Source organism: Chryseobacterium echinoideorum (assembly GCF_007474535.1).
Classification (GTDB): Bacteria; Bacteroidota; Bacteroidia; order Flavobacteriales; family Weeksellaceae; genus Chryseobacterium; species Chryseobacterium echinoideorum.
Map to the genome: position 1 here is coordinate 368,341 of NZ_VKNW01000003.1, position 19,202 is coordinate 387,542.

The window sequence follows — 19,202 nt, forward strand, 5'->3', positions numbered from 1 at the left end:
CTGTCACTAACAAAGGTGGCAGTTTATTGCTTGTATTATGGTTTTCCAGTCGCCGGATTAGTCACAAGTAAAATTTTTGAACAAAATCTATAGAGTATCATTTTGTCTATTTCAAGCAGCACCTGAAAACGGAATAAAAACCTGCGGCTGACAACGCACATAAAAAATAACAGTTGAAGCGCTTCATTCAAAATGATTTGTATACATCTATCATATATTAAACTGATCTTCTCTTCTCAGATTATTCTGCAATCCATACACTTACATTTCCTGCAGGAACCGGGAAGTTTCCCCATCCATTTTCGTCAATAATTACTTTAGCTTCACTTCTTCCAAGTTGATCATAAAAAGTTTTTCCAATATATTTCTCACCCATTTCCATAGGTTTTTCATACGCATCTTTATTGCTCAGAACCACAGCACAGCCGGAATGGTCATCATCCCCTTCTCTTACCCAGCCTAAACAATTGGCATCTTCAAAATAATCCCGCTGAATTCCGTAGGCATTTTCCTTTCTTGCTTTCAATAAACCCTCGATTCCATCTACTTTATCCATAAAAATATCCTGCTCGTTTCCTTCACGGTCAAAATCTCTGTAATGGGCGCCATACAAATCCGGATAAAAAACACACGGATAACCGTTTTCTCTCAGTAAAATCAGTGCATATGCAAGAGGTTTAAACCAATATTCTACAGGAGCCTCCAAGTCTTGCAAAGGCTGTGTATCATGATTATCAACCAAACTTACGGAATGCATAGGATCTGCCTGTGTAAGCGTTTCATCAAAAATTCTTCGAAGATCATAAGAATTACCTTCTCTTGATGCAGTAAAGAAATTATTTTGTAAAGAGCTGTCAAAAAGGCTCATACAACCCTCTGTAGCATCAATATACTTTTGAAGAAGATTAAGATATCCGGGAGCCCAATATTCACCAACTGCAAAAATATTCTTTCCTGAGTTGGAACGCAAAAGGGTAAGCCATTCTTTATAAAAATCAAATGAAATATGCTTTAGAGCGTCCAGTCTAACACCATCAAAATCGGTCTGTTCAAAATACCATTCTGCCCATTTATTCAGCTCCTCTCTCACATGAGGATTTCTATGTTCTACGTCATTGAACATCAGATAATCGTAATTCCCTTTTTCATTATCAATCATTTCTTCCCAGTCATCACCATACTCAGAAAGGATTTTATAAATATGTGAATCTTTTCCCTCTGCATAATCTACCCCACTGAAGCAGGTAAAATTCCATTCAAAATCTGAATATTTTTTCCTGCGTCCCGGAAATGTAAATTTGGTGTAAGATTCTATCTCAATAACATCCGAAATAATTTTATCACGGTTATTTTCGTCAACTTTTACTGCTCTGAACTTTTCAAGCTCATCTCCTCCTGCTTTATGCCCTAAAACAATATCAACGATAATCTGAATATTTTTTTCTTTAAGATTTTTGATGGCTTTCTGATAATCTTCTTTTGTCCCGTATTTTGTTGAAACAGAGTTTTTCTGGTCAAATTCTCCAAGATCAAATAAATCGTAAGCATCATAACCTACAGAGTTTTCTCCATCTGTCCCTTTGTAGGCAGGAGGAAACCAAATGGCAGTAATACCTAATTCTGCTAAATATGATGATTGTTGCCCGGCGTGTTTCCACAGTTTTCCTCCACCTTCTGTGTACCAGTGGAAGAACTGAATCATAGTTGGGTTCATAGTTTACAAGTAAATTTTGTGAATAGTCTGTCGTTATAATTAATCCTCAAATTCTTCAAACCGGATTTTGAGCTGTACAGAGATCTGCTTTTTTTCTTCGGTATTGAGGTGTGATAATGATAATCCCAATAATCGTACCGCTTTATCGTAAGGACGTTGTTGCCAAAGTTTTTTTGCCGTGGAAAAATATTGCTCGCCTGAACTAAAATATTCTTCCTTGGTAAAACTTCTTGTAAAAAGAGAGAAGTCTTTATATTTTATTTTCAGTGTTAAAGATCTTCCCATCATGTTGTTTTTGGTTAATCTCTGATGAAGTTCGTTACTTAAATTTTCCAGCTTTTCATCAATTTGCTGCTCATCAGAAAGATCTTCAAAAAAAGTACGTTCTACCGCTACACTTTTTCGGATTCTATTTGGCTTTACTTCAGAATGGTGAATTCCCCTTACTACATCATAATAATATTTTCCGGATTTACCGAAAAGTCTAGTTAGGTCTTCCAGAGACCTGTTTTTCAAATCTTTACCTTTATAAATTGACAGGCTAAACATTTTGTTGGCAGTTACTTTTCCTACACCATAAAATTTATCGACAGGAAGTTCTTCCAGAAAACTTTCAATTTTATCAGGGTGAATTGTTTTCTGCCCGTTTGGTTTATTGATATCCGAAGCAACTTTGGCGAGAAATTTATTTACCGAAATACCTGCAGAAGCCGTTAAGCCCGTTTGCTGAAAAATTTTCTGGCGGATTTCTTTAGCAATCTGATTGGCTGATTCTATTCCTTTTTTGTTTTCGGTAACATCCAGGTACGCTTCATCTAGAGAAAGCGGTTCTACCAGATCGGTATATTCATAAAAAATTTCGCGGATTTTTCTTGAAATCTCCTTATATCTTGCAAATCTAGGCGGAACAAATATGAGATGCGGACATTTTTCACGCGCAGTTTTACTTGGCATGGCAGACCTTACTCCAAATTTTCTGGCTTCATAGCTTGCTGCAGAAACTACCCCCCGATGACCGCCACCAACCGCAATGGCTTTTCCCCTTAATTCAGGATGATCATGCTGCTCTACAGAAGCATAAAATGCATCCATATCCACATGAATTATTTTTCGGATGGGAAAAGAAGAATCCATATCACAAAGATATGGATTCTAAGTTTAAACCAGAATACCATTGGTGGTATTTGCAGCAGCACTTGTCCCGATTGCTACTTTCGCAGTGGTGTTTTCTCTTTTGTTATCCTGTAGAGAGCTATCTACTACATTATTTGCCGTAATCGTCTGGGTGGAATTATCTGCTTTTGTAACCGTCACAGGGTAGGTTACATTGGTAAGATTAAACCATGCTCCGTCTTTTCGGTATTTTACATTGCTGTCAGAAAGATCAAATATGAGAGTTCCGTTCTGAATGGTTCCCTGCATACCTCTATAACCTGCTCCGGTTGTTGTGTTGTATGCTACAGGTTGATTATTTACCGTAGAAGTCCAAGGAAGAACAATCCCATATTTATTATCGCCTGAATCATAAAACTCTAAAGAAATACTTGTATTGGTGATTGTATTTCCCGGCTGTATTTTGGAAATTTCGCTTTTCCCAATAGCAATTTGCGCTCTTGCAGGAAGAAAGGCTGCAAAAACAATTATAGTGATGATATTTTTAATATTTTTCATTTTAAATTATCTTAAATCTTTTACGATGAGGATATATTGTATAAATAAGTTTAATCCGGACAAGCCTGATTTTCAAAACAATGCCAAGCAGGATTAGCTTCCCCAGACTTCAAAGCATAAATTTTAAGACATTTTGCCTGAATATCATATACCATCATTCCGACAACAGGATTGGTAATATTGCTGAGTGATGCCGTATCAGGAACCCTGTTGATTACAAATCCCTTTTCTTTTGACTCAATGACGCTCCATGCACTTTCTCGTACCATCGGCCAGTTTCCGTTATCGGTTCCGGCTGCAGGTAATGCTGTTATACCGTGCTTTGCAGGATATGTAGATCCTGCATTAATCACAGCTGGTTTATAGCAATGTGTAGAATTTACTGTAATCGAAAATGTCTGAATAGGCGAAGTATCAATTCCCCCATTAGCCGTTCCACCATCATCCTGAATTCTAACACTTACAACAGCAGTTCCTGCCGCATTTGCCGCAACCGTATACTGAAGCTGACCTGCTGCATTTACAGAAGGCTGTACACTAAATAGTACATTATTGCTATTGGTAACTATAAAACTAACATTCTGTACTGATTCATTAACAGGTCCCCTGCGAATATTGGTAGCCCATCCGGAAACTGTATAAACCGTCGGAGATCCGCTTTGTGAATGAGTCTGATCTGCTCCTTTCGTGAACGACGGCGCATCATTTACTGGAACTACGGTAACCGTAATGGAAGTGGGATTAGATATAAATCCTCCATTACTCTCTACAGTATAAAGAATAGAATCAGTACCAAAATAGTCAGCAACAGGTGTAAAAGTAACATTTCCACTGTTATCAATACTCCAGCTTCCGTTTGCTGTGGTCATTGAAACCTGACGTCCTGCTGTTGACGGATCAAGATCTACTGATGCTGCATTAATACTTCCGGTAGGAACCGTATCATTTGATATAATATTAAATGTCACGGGATTGTCTTCTAAAGTATTTGCTGTATCAGGATTAGCAACAGGATTATTAACTAGAATTCCAAAATTAACATTGGTATTGTTGGTATTGTTGCCTGCGGTTACTGCAAGGAATCCATTAGTTGTATTTCCGCCTGTTAAGGAGTTTGATGCATCGTTATCAATTGCCCCGTTGAATGTAGCACCAGATGGAAGATCTGATGTCGCTGGCACCGCAATACCATCACCATAAGGTGTAGTTTTAATATTGACTCTGTAAAAGTTAGCTGTAGTATTAGGAAGATAACTAAATTTATATGTTCCGTCAGGAGCTATTGTTATAGATGAAATAGCGTTGAAAGGAGATGTATTTGAAGTTAATACCGCATATAGCTGCTGTCCTCCAATCTGTGAAATAGGAATACCATCTACCTTCTGTGGTGAAACAGATCCGTTTTGATCATTATAAACAGTTCCAGAAATTTCGTTATTTACATTATTGGTTATGGCAATAGTACGACAAACCTGTGTTCCTGTACTACAAGAATTTGTGGGAGTAGCACAAACATTATAAGTTCCGCTTTGTCCCGCATTATTAAAATTCACTAAAATGGAATCGGTACCTTGTCCGGAAGTAATAGTTGCACCCGTAGGAACCGTCCAGGTATATCCGGTAGCTCCTGAAATTCCTGTTATTTTAAAATTCACACTACTTTGGTCATCCCCGAAAGCAGCGTAAAAGACAGTAAACGTAACATAATCAATATTTGCAGTTGCAGCAGATGCACTATTGTTAAATGCCTGAATTCTGAGTTTAGTATTTGCAAAATCCCCGGCTGTCCATGTAGTTCCCCAAAGATCTGAGGCATCACCGTATGAAACTGTAGCATCAGCTGTTGGCCAAAAAACTGCTGTGGATGCCCTGTTAGCTCCGACCGGAATGTTATTTCTAAGAAGCTGAATAATATTATCTCTTATACTGTTAACAACACTTCCATTTCTTTCAATCCCCACAGCAATTCCCACTATTGTATATCCCGTAGGAATAGTCAATGAAGGAAAAGGAATTTCCAAATATTGTGATGTTCCGCCATTTGCAGCAATATTAGCTGATGTGGTATTAACATTATTGCTGCTAACTACATTTCCTGGGTTTGCCCATCCTGTATTTCCTGCAGCAGCATTATTCACAGCCGTATTAGGTGCGGCTACCGCCCCCGTATTTGCATTTGTACCGTTAGCACTTGTTGAACTGTTTATTACTCCTGTTCCCATAATGCTGTTTGCCGAAGAAACTGTTGCAGTTACCGGTGTACGACCTGTTTCGCATCCATTATTTGGATTATAGAATGAAACATAATAAGTTGTAGTTCCGGAAATACTCGGTGTTGTAAAAGAAGGACCCGTTGCAAGAGGACTTCCACCTGTAGGAGCTGAGTACCATCGGTATTGCTGGCTGCCTTGTGCTCCTGATGCAGTAAGAACAACCGTTCCTGCCTCACAGCGGCTTGCTCCAGTTACGTTTACCGGATCTACATAAGCCGTATGGGAAGCAGATATTGTATCTTCATAAAGTCCGGGTGTTGCAGCAGTGGCAGTATTGGTAATTGTACCCTGTGCATTGCAATTTACTGTAACATCAAAAGTAATTGTAGCCTTTACTCCCGGCAATAATGTTATATTATCACCGCTTACAATAACATTGGACGGAACGCCATTAAGCAAGGTTCCTCCTGAAACAGCATTGGTCTTATTTTGTGCTGCCTGAGAAAGAGTATATTGTAAAAGGATATCATCTACAGTTACAGTTCTGGTTCCCCATGCCGTCCCACTATTTACCAATCGTATACGCGTATCATTTGTTAAATATGAAGGGTTAATGGGTGTACTGAAAGTACCACTTGCCGTACCACTTATTGTTCCGATAGAAAAATAATTTGATCCGTTCGGTGATACCTGAACATCTAAACTTCCGCCAGTAGCACTCTGAGTATAGGCAAACGAAAGTGTGGCACTTGTTGCTCTGGTAAGATTGGCTGTTCTTTCAATACCTCTGCCGCTGGGTAATGTCACCAAATTTAGTCTATTTCCTGTGATTGTTATTTGTCCCGTGGCAGGATTTGTAGTCTCTCCTATTTCAGCCCATTCATTTTTCCATAAAGCGGTACCATTGTTACGGGCATAAGAAACTGAGTTAAAATTATCCGCCACATTCTCATTGACGCTTGCAGCCGGAACGGAAATAGTCGTAGTGTTTGGAACATAAGTAAGTCCTGCTGGAAGAGGATCTGTGAGTGTTACATTTTCAGAAGTACTTCCTAAGTTGTCTAAAACCATCGTGTATTTTCTCGTTTCACCTCCTACAAAATAATTGCTATCAGCAGTTTTGTTGATGTACATCAATTTTACAGGGTTTCTAACACTTGTAGGATTGGTAAATGTGCCTCCCGCAGTACCAAATTGTACTGAATACTGACGAGCAGTTCCTGTATTGCTTTTACCTAAGGCAAAAGTAACCTTTGTGTAAGGAAATTTATACTGGGCAATAAATGCTGCGGTGTTTTCAAATGTTATATTTGATAAATCACCTGTAATTCCACCGAATCTTGTTCTTCCGGACGGTTGCTGACTGATCGTTAATCCGCTGGAGGCGTCTACCTGATAAGTAGAATACCCTCCGATTTCTACAAACTCACCTCCGTCAATATCTACCGAAGTAAAATAATACTCCGAAATATAAGCTCTGTTATTGGTCGTTACTTCATAAAATTCCAGTTCGAAGAGAGCAAAACCACCCGGGGAATTTGTAGAAATAAATGGTTGCAGTCTTGACGGAAGTCCCACTGTTTCATTATCCAATTCAGTAATACTGGTTCCATTTAGCTCTTTTATTGTAAGCATCCCATAGATTGTGATACCATTGGTCGTAATAAGATTATCATATCGCCAGACAGAACCTGCAGACAGACCACCATTTCCTGTATTAGTAATCAGTGTTCTGTTAGATTTTAGGAAGTTGAGATTCTGACCAGGAATAGCCAAAACAAATGAGCTGGATTGTTGTGCCGCAACTGTAAAATAATTGATTATTAACAGCAATACTGTTATTAACCGCCTGAAGTATTTCAGTGGATCTTTAAAAATATAGTTTTTCATTATAAAATTGATAATATCAGAATTGCTTTTAATCAAAAAGTATTCTGACGGGAAAAGTTTTTAAGTAATAATTAAAATTATGTCGGAGAGCAATAATTTTTAAGCCTGAAATAAGAGAACGCTTTACATTTGTTTAATATGAAAAATACAAACTACTTTGGATGATATTTGTAACAAACTTTCCACAGTAAAAAATATTAAAAAAATTTATCAAGATAGCTGCTCAAGAAAGTATTGGTGGCGGTCGTGTGAAAAAGCATTCTCCGTTTATAGAAAGAATTGGTATAAATTTATACAGAAATTTATTTCTTTTTGAAAGAACAACTGCACAAAAACTTTCAAAGCTTTTTGCAATAATTTCAGGTTTCGAATGATTATTCTGTAATACAGTAGATTTTGTTGAGGAATCACACTGCCTGAAATAATAATTATCATTAGTATTTTTACAGAAGTTCTGTGATGCGTTAAGATTATCCTGCCTAGTTTTTTTTGGTTTATGATCAGGCTTGGTGCTGGTGAGAATCTTGACTTTTTTATTGTAAAGCCTCCCCTTACTTTTACTGGTATTGGAATCGTAGATCTCTTTTTCTTCTGATGTAGAAACTATAACTGATGAAAAAGAACCTGACTTTTCTAAATTTGTAGTAACAACAGTAGCCTTTGCTGCTATAATCTTTGCATTTCCAAAGACATAAATTTGTCCTGAAGCACTAAAAAAAGACAAAATGAGAATAAAAGTTGATAAAAACCTTATTCTGAAATTTATGCCATTTCTGTAAAAAGATTGCATTAAAGTGCTACTAGTTTATTTTTGGCAAATCTACAATTTATTTCATAATAAAATGCAGAAAAAACTATCGTAAATCATTATAAATTAATAATTTCCAATAAACATTTTATTTATCATTCTAATAAAATAAATAAGTTCCGAGAAATCAGCAATCTTGAATTGAATTTAAGTAACCAATAAATGAAGCTATATAAGCTTTTTATTAAACAGCTTTCTCTATTTCATTTCTCAGAATGATTAAAAGTTAATAGATTTGAATATTAAATATTCGTCTTCAAATAAACATTATTTAAAGGAAAATATTGAAGTTTTTTTTACAAAAAAAGTACTAAAAGACTGGAGTTAAATCTCTTGTGAAATACAATCCATTTAACAATTTAAAAATGTCACAAAAGATCAGGTCTTTTTTCAGTGGTAATTTTGACAGCCTGCTCATGTCTCCATTCTTCAATTTTTGCAAAATTTCCGCTCAGAAGAACTTTAGGAACCTCCAATCCTTTGTAAGATTCAGGACGTGTGTAAATTGGCGGAGAAAGCAGATTGTCCTGAAAACTGTCTGTTAATGCACTTTGCTCATCATTCAAAACACCTGGAACTAAACGAATGATGGAATCAGCTAAAACGCAAGCTGCTAATTCGCCACCCGTCAAAACAAAATCTCCGATAGAAATCTCTTTAGTAATATGGAGGTCTCTTACACGCTGATCAATTCCTTTATAGTGACCGCACAAAAAGATCAGATTTTTTTTAATGGATAAAGAATTAGCCATTTTTTGATGTAAAGTTTCACCATCCGGGGTAAGATAAATGATTTCGTCATAATCACGCTGAGATTTAAGCTCAGAAATACACTTGTCTAAAGGCTCTACCATCATCACCATTCCTGCACCTCCTCCATAAGGTTCGTCATCAATTTGCCTGTGTTTGTTGATTGACCAGTCTCTCAACTGATGAAAATGTACTTCTACAATGCCTTTGTCTACTGCTCTTTTCAAAATAGAAGTTTTAAAAGGACTTTCCATCAGTTCAGGAAGTACACTTATGATATCAATTCTCATTGCTGTGTGCTGTTTTTCTTGTTGGGGGCAATTATTAATCGTAATGAAGAATCTTTATTAAAATAGCTCCACATCCAGTTAAAAAATATTGCCAGTTTGTTTCGAACGCTCAAAATAAGCATTAAATGGAGAAACATCCAAAAATACCATGCAAAAAGTCCCTGAAATTTTATAAAAGGCAGATCTACAACAGCTCTGTGTTTCCCTATTGTAGCCAGAGACCCCTGATCTTTATATTCATATTCCACCCATTCGGATTTATTTTTCCGGAGAAAATTTCTGCCCAAATTTTTTGCCTGATTGATGGCTACATTGGCAACCTGTGGATGACTCTGTGGATATTTTGGAGTTTCCATGTAAGCAATATCACCGATGGCATAGATGTTTTCGTAACCTTTTACTTTGTTAAAGCGGTCTACGATATACCGGTTTCTTACAAGATTTTCGGAAGGAAAACCATCAATCACATTTCCTGTAACTCCTGCTGCCCAAATAACATTATTAGAAGGAATCTCTTTACCGCTTCTTAGGTAAACTTTGTCACCGTCATAGTCGGTAACCACTTCACCACTCATAAAATTTACTCCAAGTTCTTTTAAATATTGTTCGGATTTGTCCTGCGCTTCTTTGCTCATGACCGCCAAAGGCTTTTCGGTAGAACTTACCAGAATAATCTTGAGTTGGTTAAAATTCATGTAAGGATAATCACGCGGAAGAATTTCTTTTTTCATTTCAGAAAAAGCTCCGGCTAATTCTACTCCGGTAGGTCCGCTTCCTACGATGACAATATTCCAGTTTCCGTCATCGCTGCGGCTTTTTTCAAGAATAAGTTTTTCAAAAGTCATCAAAACATGATTTCTGATGCTGACGGCTTCCTGCGTATTTTTCATACCGAAAGCTTTAGTTTCTAATTCTTTGTTGCCGAAAAAGTTGGTTTTACATCCTGTAGCAATCACCAATTTATCATAAGTAAACTCTGCATCATCTGTAATCACTTTATTTTGTGAAGGGATAATTTCTTTTACTTCCGTTAAACGAAATTGCGTGTTTCTGGACTGCTGGAATATTTTTCTGAAAGGAAAAGAAATGTTGGACGGCTCTATTCTTCCGCAAGCAACCTGATAAAAAAGTGGCTGAAACATGTGATGATTTACTTTATCCAGCACAATGACTTTTTTATTTTTATTGTTGAGAGATTTAGCAAGCTGAAGTCCGGCGAAGCCTCCGCCAATGATAATAATCTTTTCCCGTGTCTCCATAGTAAACAAATTTACTGATTTTATTTAGTATTTTAAGGCTTAAAAAGCTAGTTTTGTAAAACTTTATGAGTTCCGGAAAATACACCAAAAAAACTGCCAAAAAAGTACACAAAAAGAGATGGAAAAACTATTTTCTCCGTCGAAGAATCTTATTATTTATACTTATCATTGCTCTTATCGGGACGGGTTTTTACCTGAAGCAGTCTATTTCTTATTATTATGCCATGTATTTTAATAAATTCACTCATAAGAAGCTGCAAAACAGTGAAAGCGAAACTTTAAGAATTCAGAAAATACTTTCAGATAATCTTGATAAAACTTTTGGATTTGATATTTCTCATTATCAGAATAAAGAAGATATACAATGGGATAGCCTGAGTATTGGTAACAAAACCATTCCTTTAGAGTTTGTGGTGATGAGAGCTACGATGGGAAACCGCAGTGCAGATAAAAATTTTGACGAGTTTTGGGAATCAGCGAAAAAACACAACCTGATTCGCGGGGCGTATCATTTTTACAGAGCAGACGAAGATCCGGTAATTCAGGCTAATAATTTTCTGGAAAATGTAAAACTGGAAAGCGGAGATCTGCCTCCTGTTTTAGATATTGAAAAAATTTCCAGAAAAAAATCCAAACAAAAACTGATCGAAGATTTAAAAGTCTGGTGTAAAATTGTGGAAGAAACTTACGGTAAAAAACCCATTATTTATACGTATTATTATTACTATAAAGATTTTCTAAGGGGTGAATTTGATGATTACACGATCTGGCTTGCCAATTACAATGACGTCCCCGAACCTTCGCCGGAAGACAAATGGCATTTTTGGCAATTTACCGAAAACGGAATTGTCTACGGAATCAATTCTAAAATTGATCTCAATATTTACAATGGCGGAATCTGGTCGCTGAAGAGTTTGACGCTGGATTGATTCTGTTTTAAAGTATCATTATAAATCACCCAAAAGGGTGATTTTTTTATTTGTTAAAATTTCTAAAATTTGAGATAAATTATAAACTTTGAAAACTCGACTATCAATATTTTGTTGGGTTGATTTTTTCACTTATAAGGAACTAACTAATAAACAAAATAACTATGAAAACAAAATTATTATTACTTACGCTATTTTGGGCAGGAATCGTTTTGGGACAGGAATTTGGAAATTTTAAAGAAAGACATAGAATACATTTATTAGGTTTTTCCAAACAATCATTTAAATTTTCACCAAAAGATTCGATAATTGTAAATGCAAAAAACAATGTATTATTTAATAAAAACAGAGATACTATTTCTTACAATGAAATACAAAAAAAGATAGGCAAAAAAGAATATGAATTAGATAATAATATTTTGAATTCTTTAGGTTTGGAAGGAAATTGTTGGACACAAGCAAGTATAGAAGTGAGAGATGATAAAGTTTTTATTTATCCATTTACTTATAATACTAAAAAAGATGCTAATGTATTCTTTAAAGAGAATAATGTTTATCTATCCTTAGAAAAAGGACAGAATTATTCTTTTAAATATAGAACCCGACAACTGGGTGTGGTTACCATTCCTATGAAATGGTATATGAACAGTAAGTTAGGAAATGTTACAACAGATATCAATGCGATGATTAGTGGAGGTTGGAAATTTGGGAAAACACATATTGTAAAACTACCTCACGAGAAAAAAGTACGCCAATATCAAAGAACCTTTTCATTTAATCTTCTTGCTGGAATGTCAAAATTATCATTTGACGAAAGTAATACAGTAAAAAAAGATTCTATCAAGGGAAGTATTGCCGCAATTTCTACAGGTATTTCGTTTGGAGTGCATTATCAGGATTTTACATTTTTAATTGCAAGCGGTTTTGATTTTCCTACAAGTAACAGAAGAAGTTGGCAATTCAATAATATTCCTTGGTTAGGTTTAGGATTTGGCTATAATTTCATAAAATTAACTCGTAAAACAAACTAATATCTATATATAAAACTCCATTAATGCTATTCATCATATTCTTTCAAATAATTAATCAAAAAAGAAGTTTTAAAAAAATTCGCATTTTTGATTTAATAACATTTTGATGAGTGACTAGTTTAATATTATGAAAAAGGTAACATTCTATCAAAAAAACCTTCCAATCGGAAGGTTTTTCTATATCATAAAAGATTAATCAATTACAAAGAAGCCGAATGAATCAACATATCAACTAATTTGTTTGAATAACCCATTTCGTTATCATACCAAGAAACCAATTTCACGAAATTTGGAGAAAGCATGATTCCTGCATCTTTATCGAAGATAGAAGTTCTCTTGTCTCCTACAAAATCCTGAGAAACCACTGCATCTTCAGTATATCCAAGAATACCTTTCAATTCACCTTCAGAAGCAGCCTTAATTACTGAACAGATTTCTTCATAAGAAGCAGACTTTTCGATTCTTACCGTTAAATCTACTACAGAAACGTCCACAGTTGGTACTCTGAAAGACATACCCGTTAGTTTTCCGTTCAAAGAAGGGATTACTTTTCCTACAGCTTTTGCAGCACCAGTAGAAGAAGGAATAATATTATTTAAAGCAGCTCTACCTCCTCTCCAGTCTTTCATTGACGGACCGTCAACTGTTTTCTGAGTTGCCGTTGTAGCATGTACTGTAGTCATCAATCCTTCTACGATTCCGAAGTTATCGTGGATAACTTTAGCCAAAGGAGCTAAACAGTTGGTTGTACAAGAAGCATTGGATAAGATTTTTACATCATCCGTCAATTCATTGTGGTTTACCCCCATTACAAACATTGGTGTATCATCTTTGGAAGGAGCAGAAAGAATTACTTTCTTCGCACCTGCGGTAATATGTTTTGCAGCGTTTTCTTTATCTAAAAACAAACCAGTAGATTCTACAATATATTCTGCACCGATTTTGTCCCACTTTAGGTTGCTTGGGTCTTTTTCAGCGGTTACTCTGATTTTTTTTCCGTTTACGACAAGGTCGTTGCCATCTACAGATACTTCTCCCGGGAAAATTCCGTGTACAGAATCATATTTAAGCATATAAGCCATGTATTCTGCATTGATAAGATCGTTGATCCCTACAACTTCAATGTTGTCTCTCTCCGTCATTGCTCTGAAAACAAGACGACCGATTCTACCAAACCCGTTAATACCTACTTTAATTGTTGACATAGTGTTTTGATTTTTTAAAAATTATATTAAATATTAGATTGCTAAAATTTCTGAAATCAGCAAAAGATCTTTATTGATTTCGTTATGCTTTTTGATGGCTTCTTCAATAGGAGTAAACACAATATCATTAGATCGCATTCCTGCCATTACATTGTTTTGTCCGTCCATCAACCCTACTACTGCACCATAGCCCAATCTGCTTGCCAAAACTCTGTCTGCACAGCTTGGTGAGCCACCTCTTTGGATGTGTCCTAAAATCGCTACGCGAATATCATAATCCGGAAATTCTGTTTTAGTTTGCTCTGCCAACTCATAAATATTAGCCAGCTTTTCACCTTCTGCCACAACAACGATACTTGATGCTTTTCCAGTTTTTTCAGCATTTCTAAAAGTAGCAAAAAGCTCATCCATACTGTCCTTTCTTTCAGGAATCAAAATATCTAAAGCTCCTGTTGCCAAACCGCTATTTAACGCAATAAAGCCTGCATCACGCCCCATTACCTCAACAAAGAATACCCTGTTGTGCGAAGTTGCCGTATCACGAATTTTGTCAATAGCATCCATTGCGGTATTCAGAGCCGTATCATAGCCAATAGTATTATCTGTTCCGAAAATATCATTATCAATAGTTCCCGGTACCCCGATTACACGAATTCCGAATTCTTCGTTGAAGATCTTTGCTCCGGTAAAAGTTCCGTCTCCACCAATACACACCAAAGCATCAATTCCATATTTTACGCAATTATCGTAAGCTTTCTGGCGACCCTCTTTGGTCATAAATTCTTTGGAACGGGCAGATTTCAGAATAGTTCCGCCTTGGTTGATTATATTTTTTACAGAACGAGGTCCCATTTTGAGGAAATCATCATTAATAAGACCGTTATAGCCTTCTCTCACTCCGTAACATTCTATGTTATAATAATTAGCAGTTCTTACAACTGCTCTTAATGCTGCATTCATACCCGGAGAGTCACCTCCTGAAGTAAAAACTGCAATTTTTTTTACAGCACTATCTCTCATTTGTTAAAAAATTTCAATCACAAATTTACAAAAACAAGTTCAGATAACAGCAGTATGTTTCGTATTAATCTCCCGGCTCATAATCAAGAGGGAGCAGTTTATCTATTTTATCGGTAGAAAAGCTTCCCTGATTCATCAGTCCGGCAGGATCTGAAGTGTTTCCATTGCTATAAATCTCAGAAATATTGTCATTAGAATGAAGATAAGAGGTCTGTTTTATAGGATATTCATCTTTTACGTAACTCCCCTTTTTGAGTATGTAGGTATATTTGTGGTAGTTGACCTGAAGAATGTCTTTGAAATCCAACAGCAATACACCATCTATTTTTTTAGTGTAGTCTGATTCGGGAATATTCATTTTTGAAATTACTGTTTTATACGGCATTTCATTAGCTTTTCTTTGGCTGATGTCTTTTATGTCTTCAGGAAGTGATAAGGTCTCTTTTGGTTTAAAATTTTTATGGAAATTTTTCAGACGATCAAGCTCTTCTTCACTGGGGTATTTATCATTAGGAATTTTGCTTAATGCATTTACAGTATAACCTTCTTCCTTTGTATTTCCTTTATAAACACTTCTGAAAAAGTGAACCTGACTTCCGTAGAAAGCATTGAGTCTGTTAATTTTTATTTTATCAGAGCTTTTGGTTTCTCTAAAGAATGATGTTCCAATGAAAAGTGTAGTTTTATTTTCAAAATCTGCTTTAAACTCCTGAAGGTTATAATCAATAGTGTAGCCTAGTTTTTTATTTTCTATAATTAAGGTCTGAGGCGCTTTCACTCTTAAAATTTTACTTTCTTTATCGTAGGAAAATTTCAGAGTGCGTTGATTTTTTATTTTTACATTTTCTCGGTCTTCTCCGATAAAAGCTCTTAGAAAATAATTGATGTAATCTTTGTATGCTCTTTCTGTAAACGGAATAATTTTCAGCTCTTCAATTTCCTGAACTCTAAGGAGAACAACTTTCAGTGTTTTACCGGCTACTTCTGAACTGTTTATTCTGAAAGTCTCATAATAATCTTTCTGAAAAACAAGCGTATTGTTATTTTTTGAAGGCAAACTCAAGCTGAAGCTTCCGTCTTGTGCAGAAATGGTTCCTGTTGTAGTTCCGTCAAGATAGATATTCACATTGGCAATCGGTTTTTCAAGATCATTTACGATTTTTCCTTTGATCATCTGTGCCGATAAAGGAAAAGCACAGAATAAAACTAGTAATAATAAATGTTTCATCATGACACAATATTACTAAAAATTATAGTGATAGAGAAATTTGCATACTATCGGTTTTTTAGATAAAAAAAGGTTCAGATTATAGTATAATCCGAACCTTTCCGATTAAAAAACATTTAATTAAATGCCATTTTTGGCTTAAATTATTTGATTATGCTTTTAAAAACTGTAATTCGCCTGCAATTTTCACATCTTCCCCAACCATTACACCTCCTGCTTCCAGAGCTGCATTCCAGTTGAGACCGAAATCTTTTCTATTGATTTTCCCTTCAAAAGAAAACCCTGCCTTAGTATTTCCCCAAGGATCTACATTGATTCCTCCAAAATCAACATCCAGAGTAATCGGTTTAGTAACGCCGTTTACAGTAATGTTACCGATAACAGAATCATTTAAAGAATCTGCTTCAAAAGTAATCTTAGGATTTGCTTCTGCATTAAAAAATTCGGGAGATTTCAAATGATTGTCTCTGTCGGTATTATTGGTGAAAATTGAATCTACATCAATAGTTGCCGTTGTTTTGGCATTTTGAAAAGAGTCGTCTTCCGCTTCAATTTCCGCATTGAATGTTCTAAAGCTTCCTTTGATGTTGGAAATCATCATATGTTTTACTTTAAAAGTAATTTCGCTGTGAGCTGGGTCTAAATTCCATTTTGTTGCCATTGTAGTAATTTTTTGTTGTTAATTATAATGCAAATCTACCGCAAGATTGATACCTAAAACATTGATTTAGGATAAGAAAGACGATTTATATTAAAAATACAATAAAATTGGAGGATCATTTTTATATTATGCAGCTATTCCGGCTATCCGCTCATACTCCTCGCTCGGTCGGCTCCGCTTCGCTCCGCCGCCTCACTGCGGGGTAACCGCTTCTATCCGGGCTGGAAAGCCATAACAGTTACACTTTCAAGCATCAGTTTCTCAAGTGATAATTCTTTTTTTGAGATCATCACTTCGCATTTATTTCTTATTTTTGGCAGATTCAAGTTTATACAATGAAATTACATCAGTTTTCTTTATTAATGGTAGTTTTGGGCGGAACATCTTTGGCTCAGACTCAGAAATTTACCATGGCTGAAGCAGTCAACGGAATGAGAAGCAACTTAGCTGTGAAAAATATATCTCAGTTTTCGTGGTCTGTGGACAGCAAATCATACATTCAGGGAGTAAAAGGCGGGTATTTAGTTACCGATCTTAAAACCAACAAGCAAGATACATTGATTTCAATTTATCAGGTGAATAAAAATTTTCCGGATAAAAAGCTGAAAGGTCTTCCTCCTGTAAAATTTATCAGTAACAGCAATGCTTACTTCACAGCAAATAATCAGATGTTCTGGGTAGAAAAATCAGGAAACGAGTGGAAAGTAAAAAGAAATTACACACTTGATCCCGAAACAGCCAACGTAAAAACTTTAGCAGATAATCAGACGATTGTTTATACGGTGAAAAACAATCTTTTTATCAATAAAAATGGTAAAGTTACTGCCATTACAAAAGATTCAAATGAAAATATTGTTAACGGACAGGCGGTGCACAGAAATGAATTCGGAATTAATGAAGGTATTTTTGCTTCTCCAAACTCAGAAAACATTGCATTTTACAGGATGGATCAGACAATGGTTGCAGATTATCCGGTGATAGACTGGTCTGTGACACCTGCTGAAAATCATAACATCAAGTATCCGATGGCAGGAAAAACTTCCCACGAAGTAACTTTAGGGGTTTACAATATTAAAAATCAAAGCACTACTTTTCTTAAAATTGACGGTGAAAAAGATCAGTATCTAACTGCCGTAACATGGAGTCCGGACTCCAAATATATTTTTGTGGGAGTTCTCAACAGAGGTCAGAATCATTTGAAAATGAATCAGTATGATGCTGCAACAGGGAATCTTATAAAAACTCTTTTTGAAGAATCCAATGACAAATATGTAGAACCACAGCATCCGCTAATGTTTTTCCCGAATTCAAACACAGATTTCATCTGGCAAAGTCAAAGAACGGGCTACAATCACTTATTTCATTACAGTTTGGAAAAAGGTCTGATTGCTCAGATCACAAAAGGAAACTGGCTGGTTACGGATGTTTTAGGCTTTAATGAAAAGAAAAAAGAAATTTATTACGTCTCTACTCAGGAAACACCTTTGGAAAGACATATTTACAGAATCAACTGGAATACTTTTAAAACACAGAGAATAGATAATACTGAAGGAATGCACTCTGCTGTTCTGAGTAATGATGGCAATTATTTATACGATACTTACAGTAACGCCACTACCCCAAGAGTTGCCAATATCATCAATACGGCTAACTTAAAATCTACCAATATTCTGACTTCAGAAAATACGCTGAAAAATTATCAGCGTCCGGAAATTAAAAATGTTACTCTGAAAGCAGATGACGGGACATTATTGTATGGTAAGATTGTTCTTCCGATAAATTTTGATCCCACCAAAAAATATCCGGCGATTGTTTATTTGTACAACGGACCGCATCTGCAGATTGTTACCAACTCTTTCCCGGCATCAGGAAACCTTTGGTATGAATATATGGCTCAGAATGGTTATATCATCTTTACCATGGACGGAAGAGGATCATCCAACAGAGGATTGAAATTTGAGCAGGCGGTTTTCAGAAATCTGGGAACTACTGAAATGAATGATCAGATGCAAGGGGTAAAATATCTGAAATCATTGCCTTATGTAGATGCAGGTAAAATGGGAATTCACGGCTGGAGTTTCGGAGGATTTATGACCACAAGCTTTATGCTTCGTCATCCGGAAGTTTTCAAAGTAGGAGTTGCAGGCGGACCGGTTATCGACTGGCAAATGTACGAAACCATGTATACTGAAAGATATATGGATACACCTGAAGAAAACCCTCAAGGTTATAAAACTGCCAATCTTCTGGATAAAGTGCAAAACCTTCAAGGTAAACTGTTAATGATTCATGGAGCTCAGGATGATGTAGTTGTTTGGCAGCATTCAGTAAAGTTCTTAAAATCTGCTGTTGATAACGGAGTTCAGTTAGATTATTTTGTTTACCCTGGACATCCGCATAATGTAATAGGAAAAGACAGAGTGCATTTGATGCAGAAAGTAACAGATTACTTTGATCTTTATCTCAAGAAATAAATTATATCCGGTCTCAAAGCCGGATTTTTATTGTTTTTAAAACAAATTCTATTGGAAGT

14 protein-coding genes are annotated in these 19,202 nt (G+C 35.8%); 3 read left to right on the forward strand and 11 right to left on the reverse strand.

What is annotated here, in order from left to right; all coding sequences use genetic code 11:
- Positions 1-241 precede the first annotated feature (241 nt).
- The 7 genes from FOL89_RS05730 to FOL89_RS05760 all read right to left on the reverse strand — a co-directional run bounded on the left by FOL89_RS05730 (position 242) and on the right by FOL89_RS05760 (position 10,595).
- Positions 242-1,714: an alpha-amylase gene (locus FOL89_RS05730; protein ID WP_144281882.1), complete on the reverse strand. Its 1,473-nt coding sequence runs from the start codon at positions 1,712-1,714 to the stop codon at positions 242-244.
- 39 nt (positions 1,715-1,753) lie between these two features.
- Positions 1,754-2,848: a DNA polymerase IV gene (dinB, locus tag FOL89_RS05735; RefSeq protein WP_144281883.1), complete on the reverse strand. Its 1,095-nt coding sequence runs from the start codon at positions 2,846-2,848 to the stop codon at positions 1,754-1,756.
- A gap of 24 nt (positions 2,849-2,872) precedes the next feature.
- Positions 2,873-3,385, reverse strand: a complete 513-nt coding sequence (locus FOL89_RS05740) for a hypothetical protein (RefSeq protein ID WP_144281884.1) — start codon at positions 3,383-3,385, stop codon at positions 2,873-2,875.
- A gap of 50 nt (positions 3,386-3,435) precedes the next feature.
- The gene (locus FOL89_RS05745) at positions 3,436-7,488 is read right to left on the reverse strand and encodes an Ig-like domain-containing protein (protein ID WP_144281885.1); all 4,053 of its coding nucleotides are present in this window, start codon (positions 7,486-7,488) and stop codon (positions 3,436-3,438) included.
- A 223-nt stretch (positions 7,489-7,711) separates the two neighbouring features.
- Entirely contained in the window at positions 7,712-8,212 is a 501-nt protein-coding gene (locus FOL89_RS05750) for a hypothetical protein (RefSeq protein WP_144281886.1), read from the reverse strand.
- A 452-nt stretch (positions 8,213-8,664) separates the two neighbouring features.
- Positions 8,665-9,336 carry a tRNA (guanosine(37)-N1)-methyltransferase TrmD gene (gene trmD, locus FOL89_RS05755; protein WP_144281887.1) on the reverse strand — a complete coding sequence of 224 codons (672 nt, stop codon included), beginning with the start codon at positions 9,334-9,336 and terminating at the stop codon, positions 8,665-8,667.
- Positions 9,333-10,595: an NAD(P)/FAD-dependent oxidoreductase gene (locus FOL89_RS05760; RefSeq protein WP_144281888.1), complete on the reverse strand. Its 1,263-nt coding sequence runs from the start codon at positions 10,593-10,595 to the stop codon at positions 9,333-9,335. Before FOL89_RS05760 ends, trmD begins: the two co-directional genes overlap by 4 nt.
- Positions 10,596-10,660: 65 nt before the next feature.
- On the opposite strand from FOL89_RS05760, the gene FOL89_RS05765 reads away from it, so the two are divergent.
- Positions 10,661-11,524: a GH25 family lysozyme gene (locus tag FOL89_RS05765; RefSeq protein WP_144281889.1), complete on the forward strand. Its 864-nt coding sequence runs from the start codon at positions 10,661-10,663 to the stop codon at positions 11,522-11,524.
- A gap of 164 nt (positions 11,525-11,688) precedes the next feature.
- Positions 11,689-12,555 (forward strand): hypothetical protein, encoded by an 867-nt coding sequence (locus FOL89_RS05770; protein ID WP_144281890.1) that lies wholly within the window; start codon positions 11,689-11,691, stop codon positions 12,553-12,555.
- A gap of 200 nt (positions 12,556-12,755) precedes the next feature.
- Here FOL89_RS05770 and gap read toward each other — a convergent pair whose 3' ends face one another.
- The 4 genes from gap to FOL89_RS05790 form a co-directional block, all read right to left on the reverse strand.
- Complete coding sequence (gene gap, locus FOL89_RS05775) at positions 12,756-13,760, reverse strand: type I glyceraldehyde-3-phosphate dehydrogenase (protein WP_144281891.1); 1,005 nt, start codon at positions 13,758-13,760, stop codon at positions 12,756-12,758.
- A gap of 33 nt (positions 13,761-13,793) precedes the next feature.
- Positions 13,794-14,780 carry a 6-phosphofructokinase gene (gene pfkA / locus FOL89_RS05780; RefSeq protein WP_144281892.1) on the reverse strand — a complete coding sequence of 329 codons (987 nt, stop codon included), beginning with the start codon at positions 14,778-14,780 and terminating at the stop codon, positions 13,794-13,796.
- A gap of 64 nt (positions 14,781-14,844) precedes the next feature.
- Complete coding sequence (locus FOL89_RS05785; protein WP_185146926.1) at positions 14,845-16,008, reverse strand: carboxypeptidase-like regulatory domain-containing protein; 1,164 nt, start codon at positions 16,006-16,008, stop codon at positions 14,845-14,847.
- 151 nt (positions 16,009-16,159) lie between these two features.
- Positions 16,160-16,669, reverse strand: coding sequence for a YceI family protein (locus tag FOL89_RS05790; protein WP_144281894.1), 510 nt, complete (start codon positions 16,667-16,669; stop codon positions 16,160-16,162).
- Between the two features lie 335 nt (positions 16,670-17,004).
- Between FOL89_RS05790 and FOL89_RS05795 the strand changes: the two genes are divergently transcribed.
- Positions 17,005-19,143: a S9 family peptidase gene (locus FOL89_RS05795; RefSeq protein WP_144281895.1), complete on the forward strand. Its 2,139-nt coding sequence runs from the start codon at positions 17,005-17,007 to the stop codon at positions 19,141-19,143.
- The last annotated feature ends 59 nt before the right edge of the window (positions 19,144-19,202 follow it).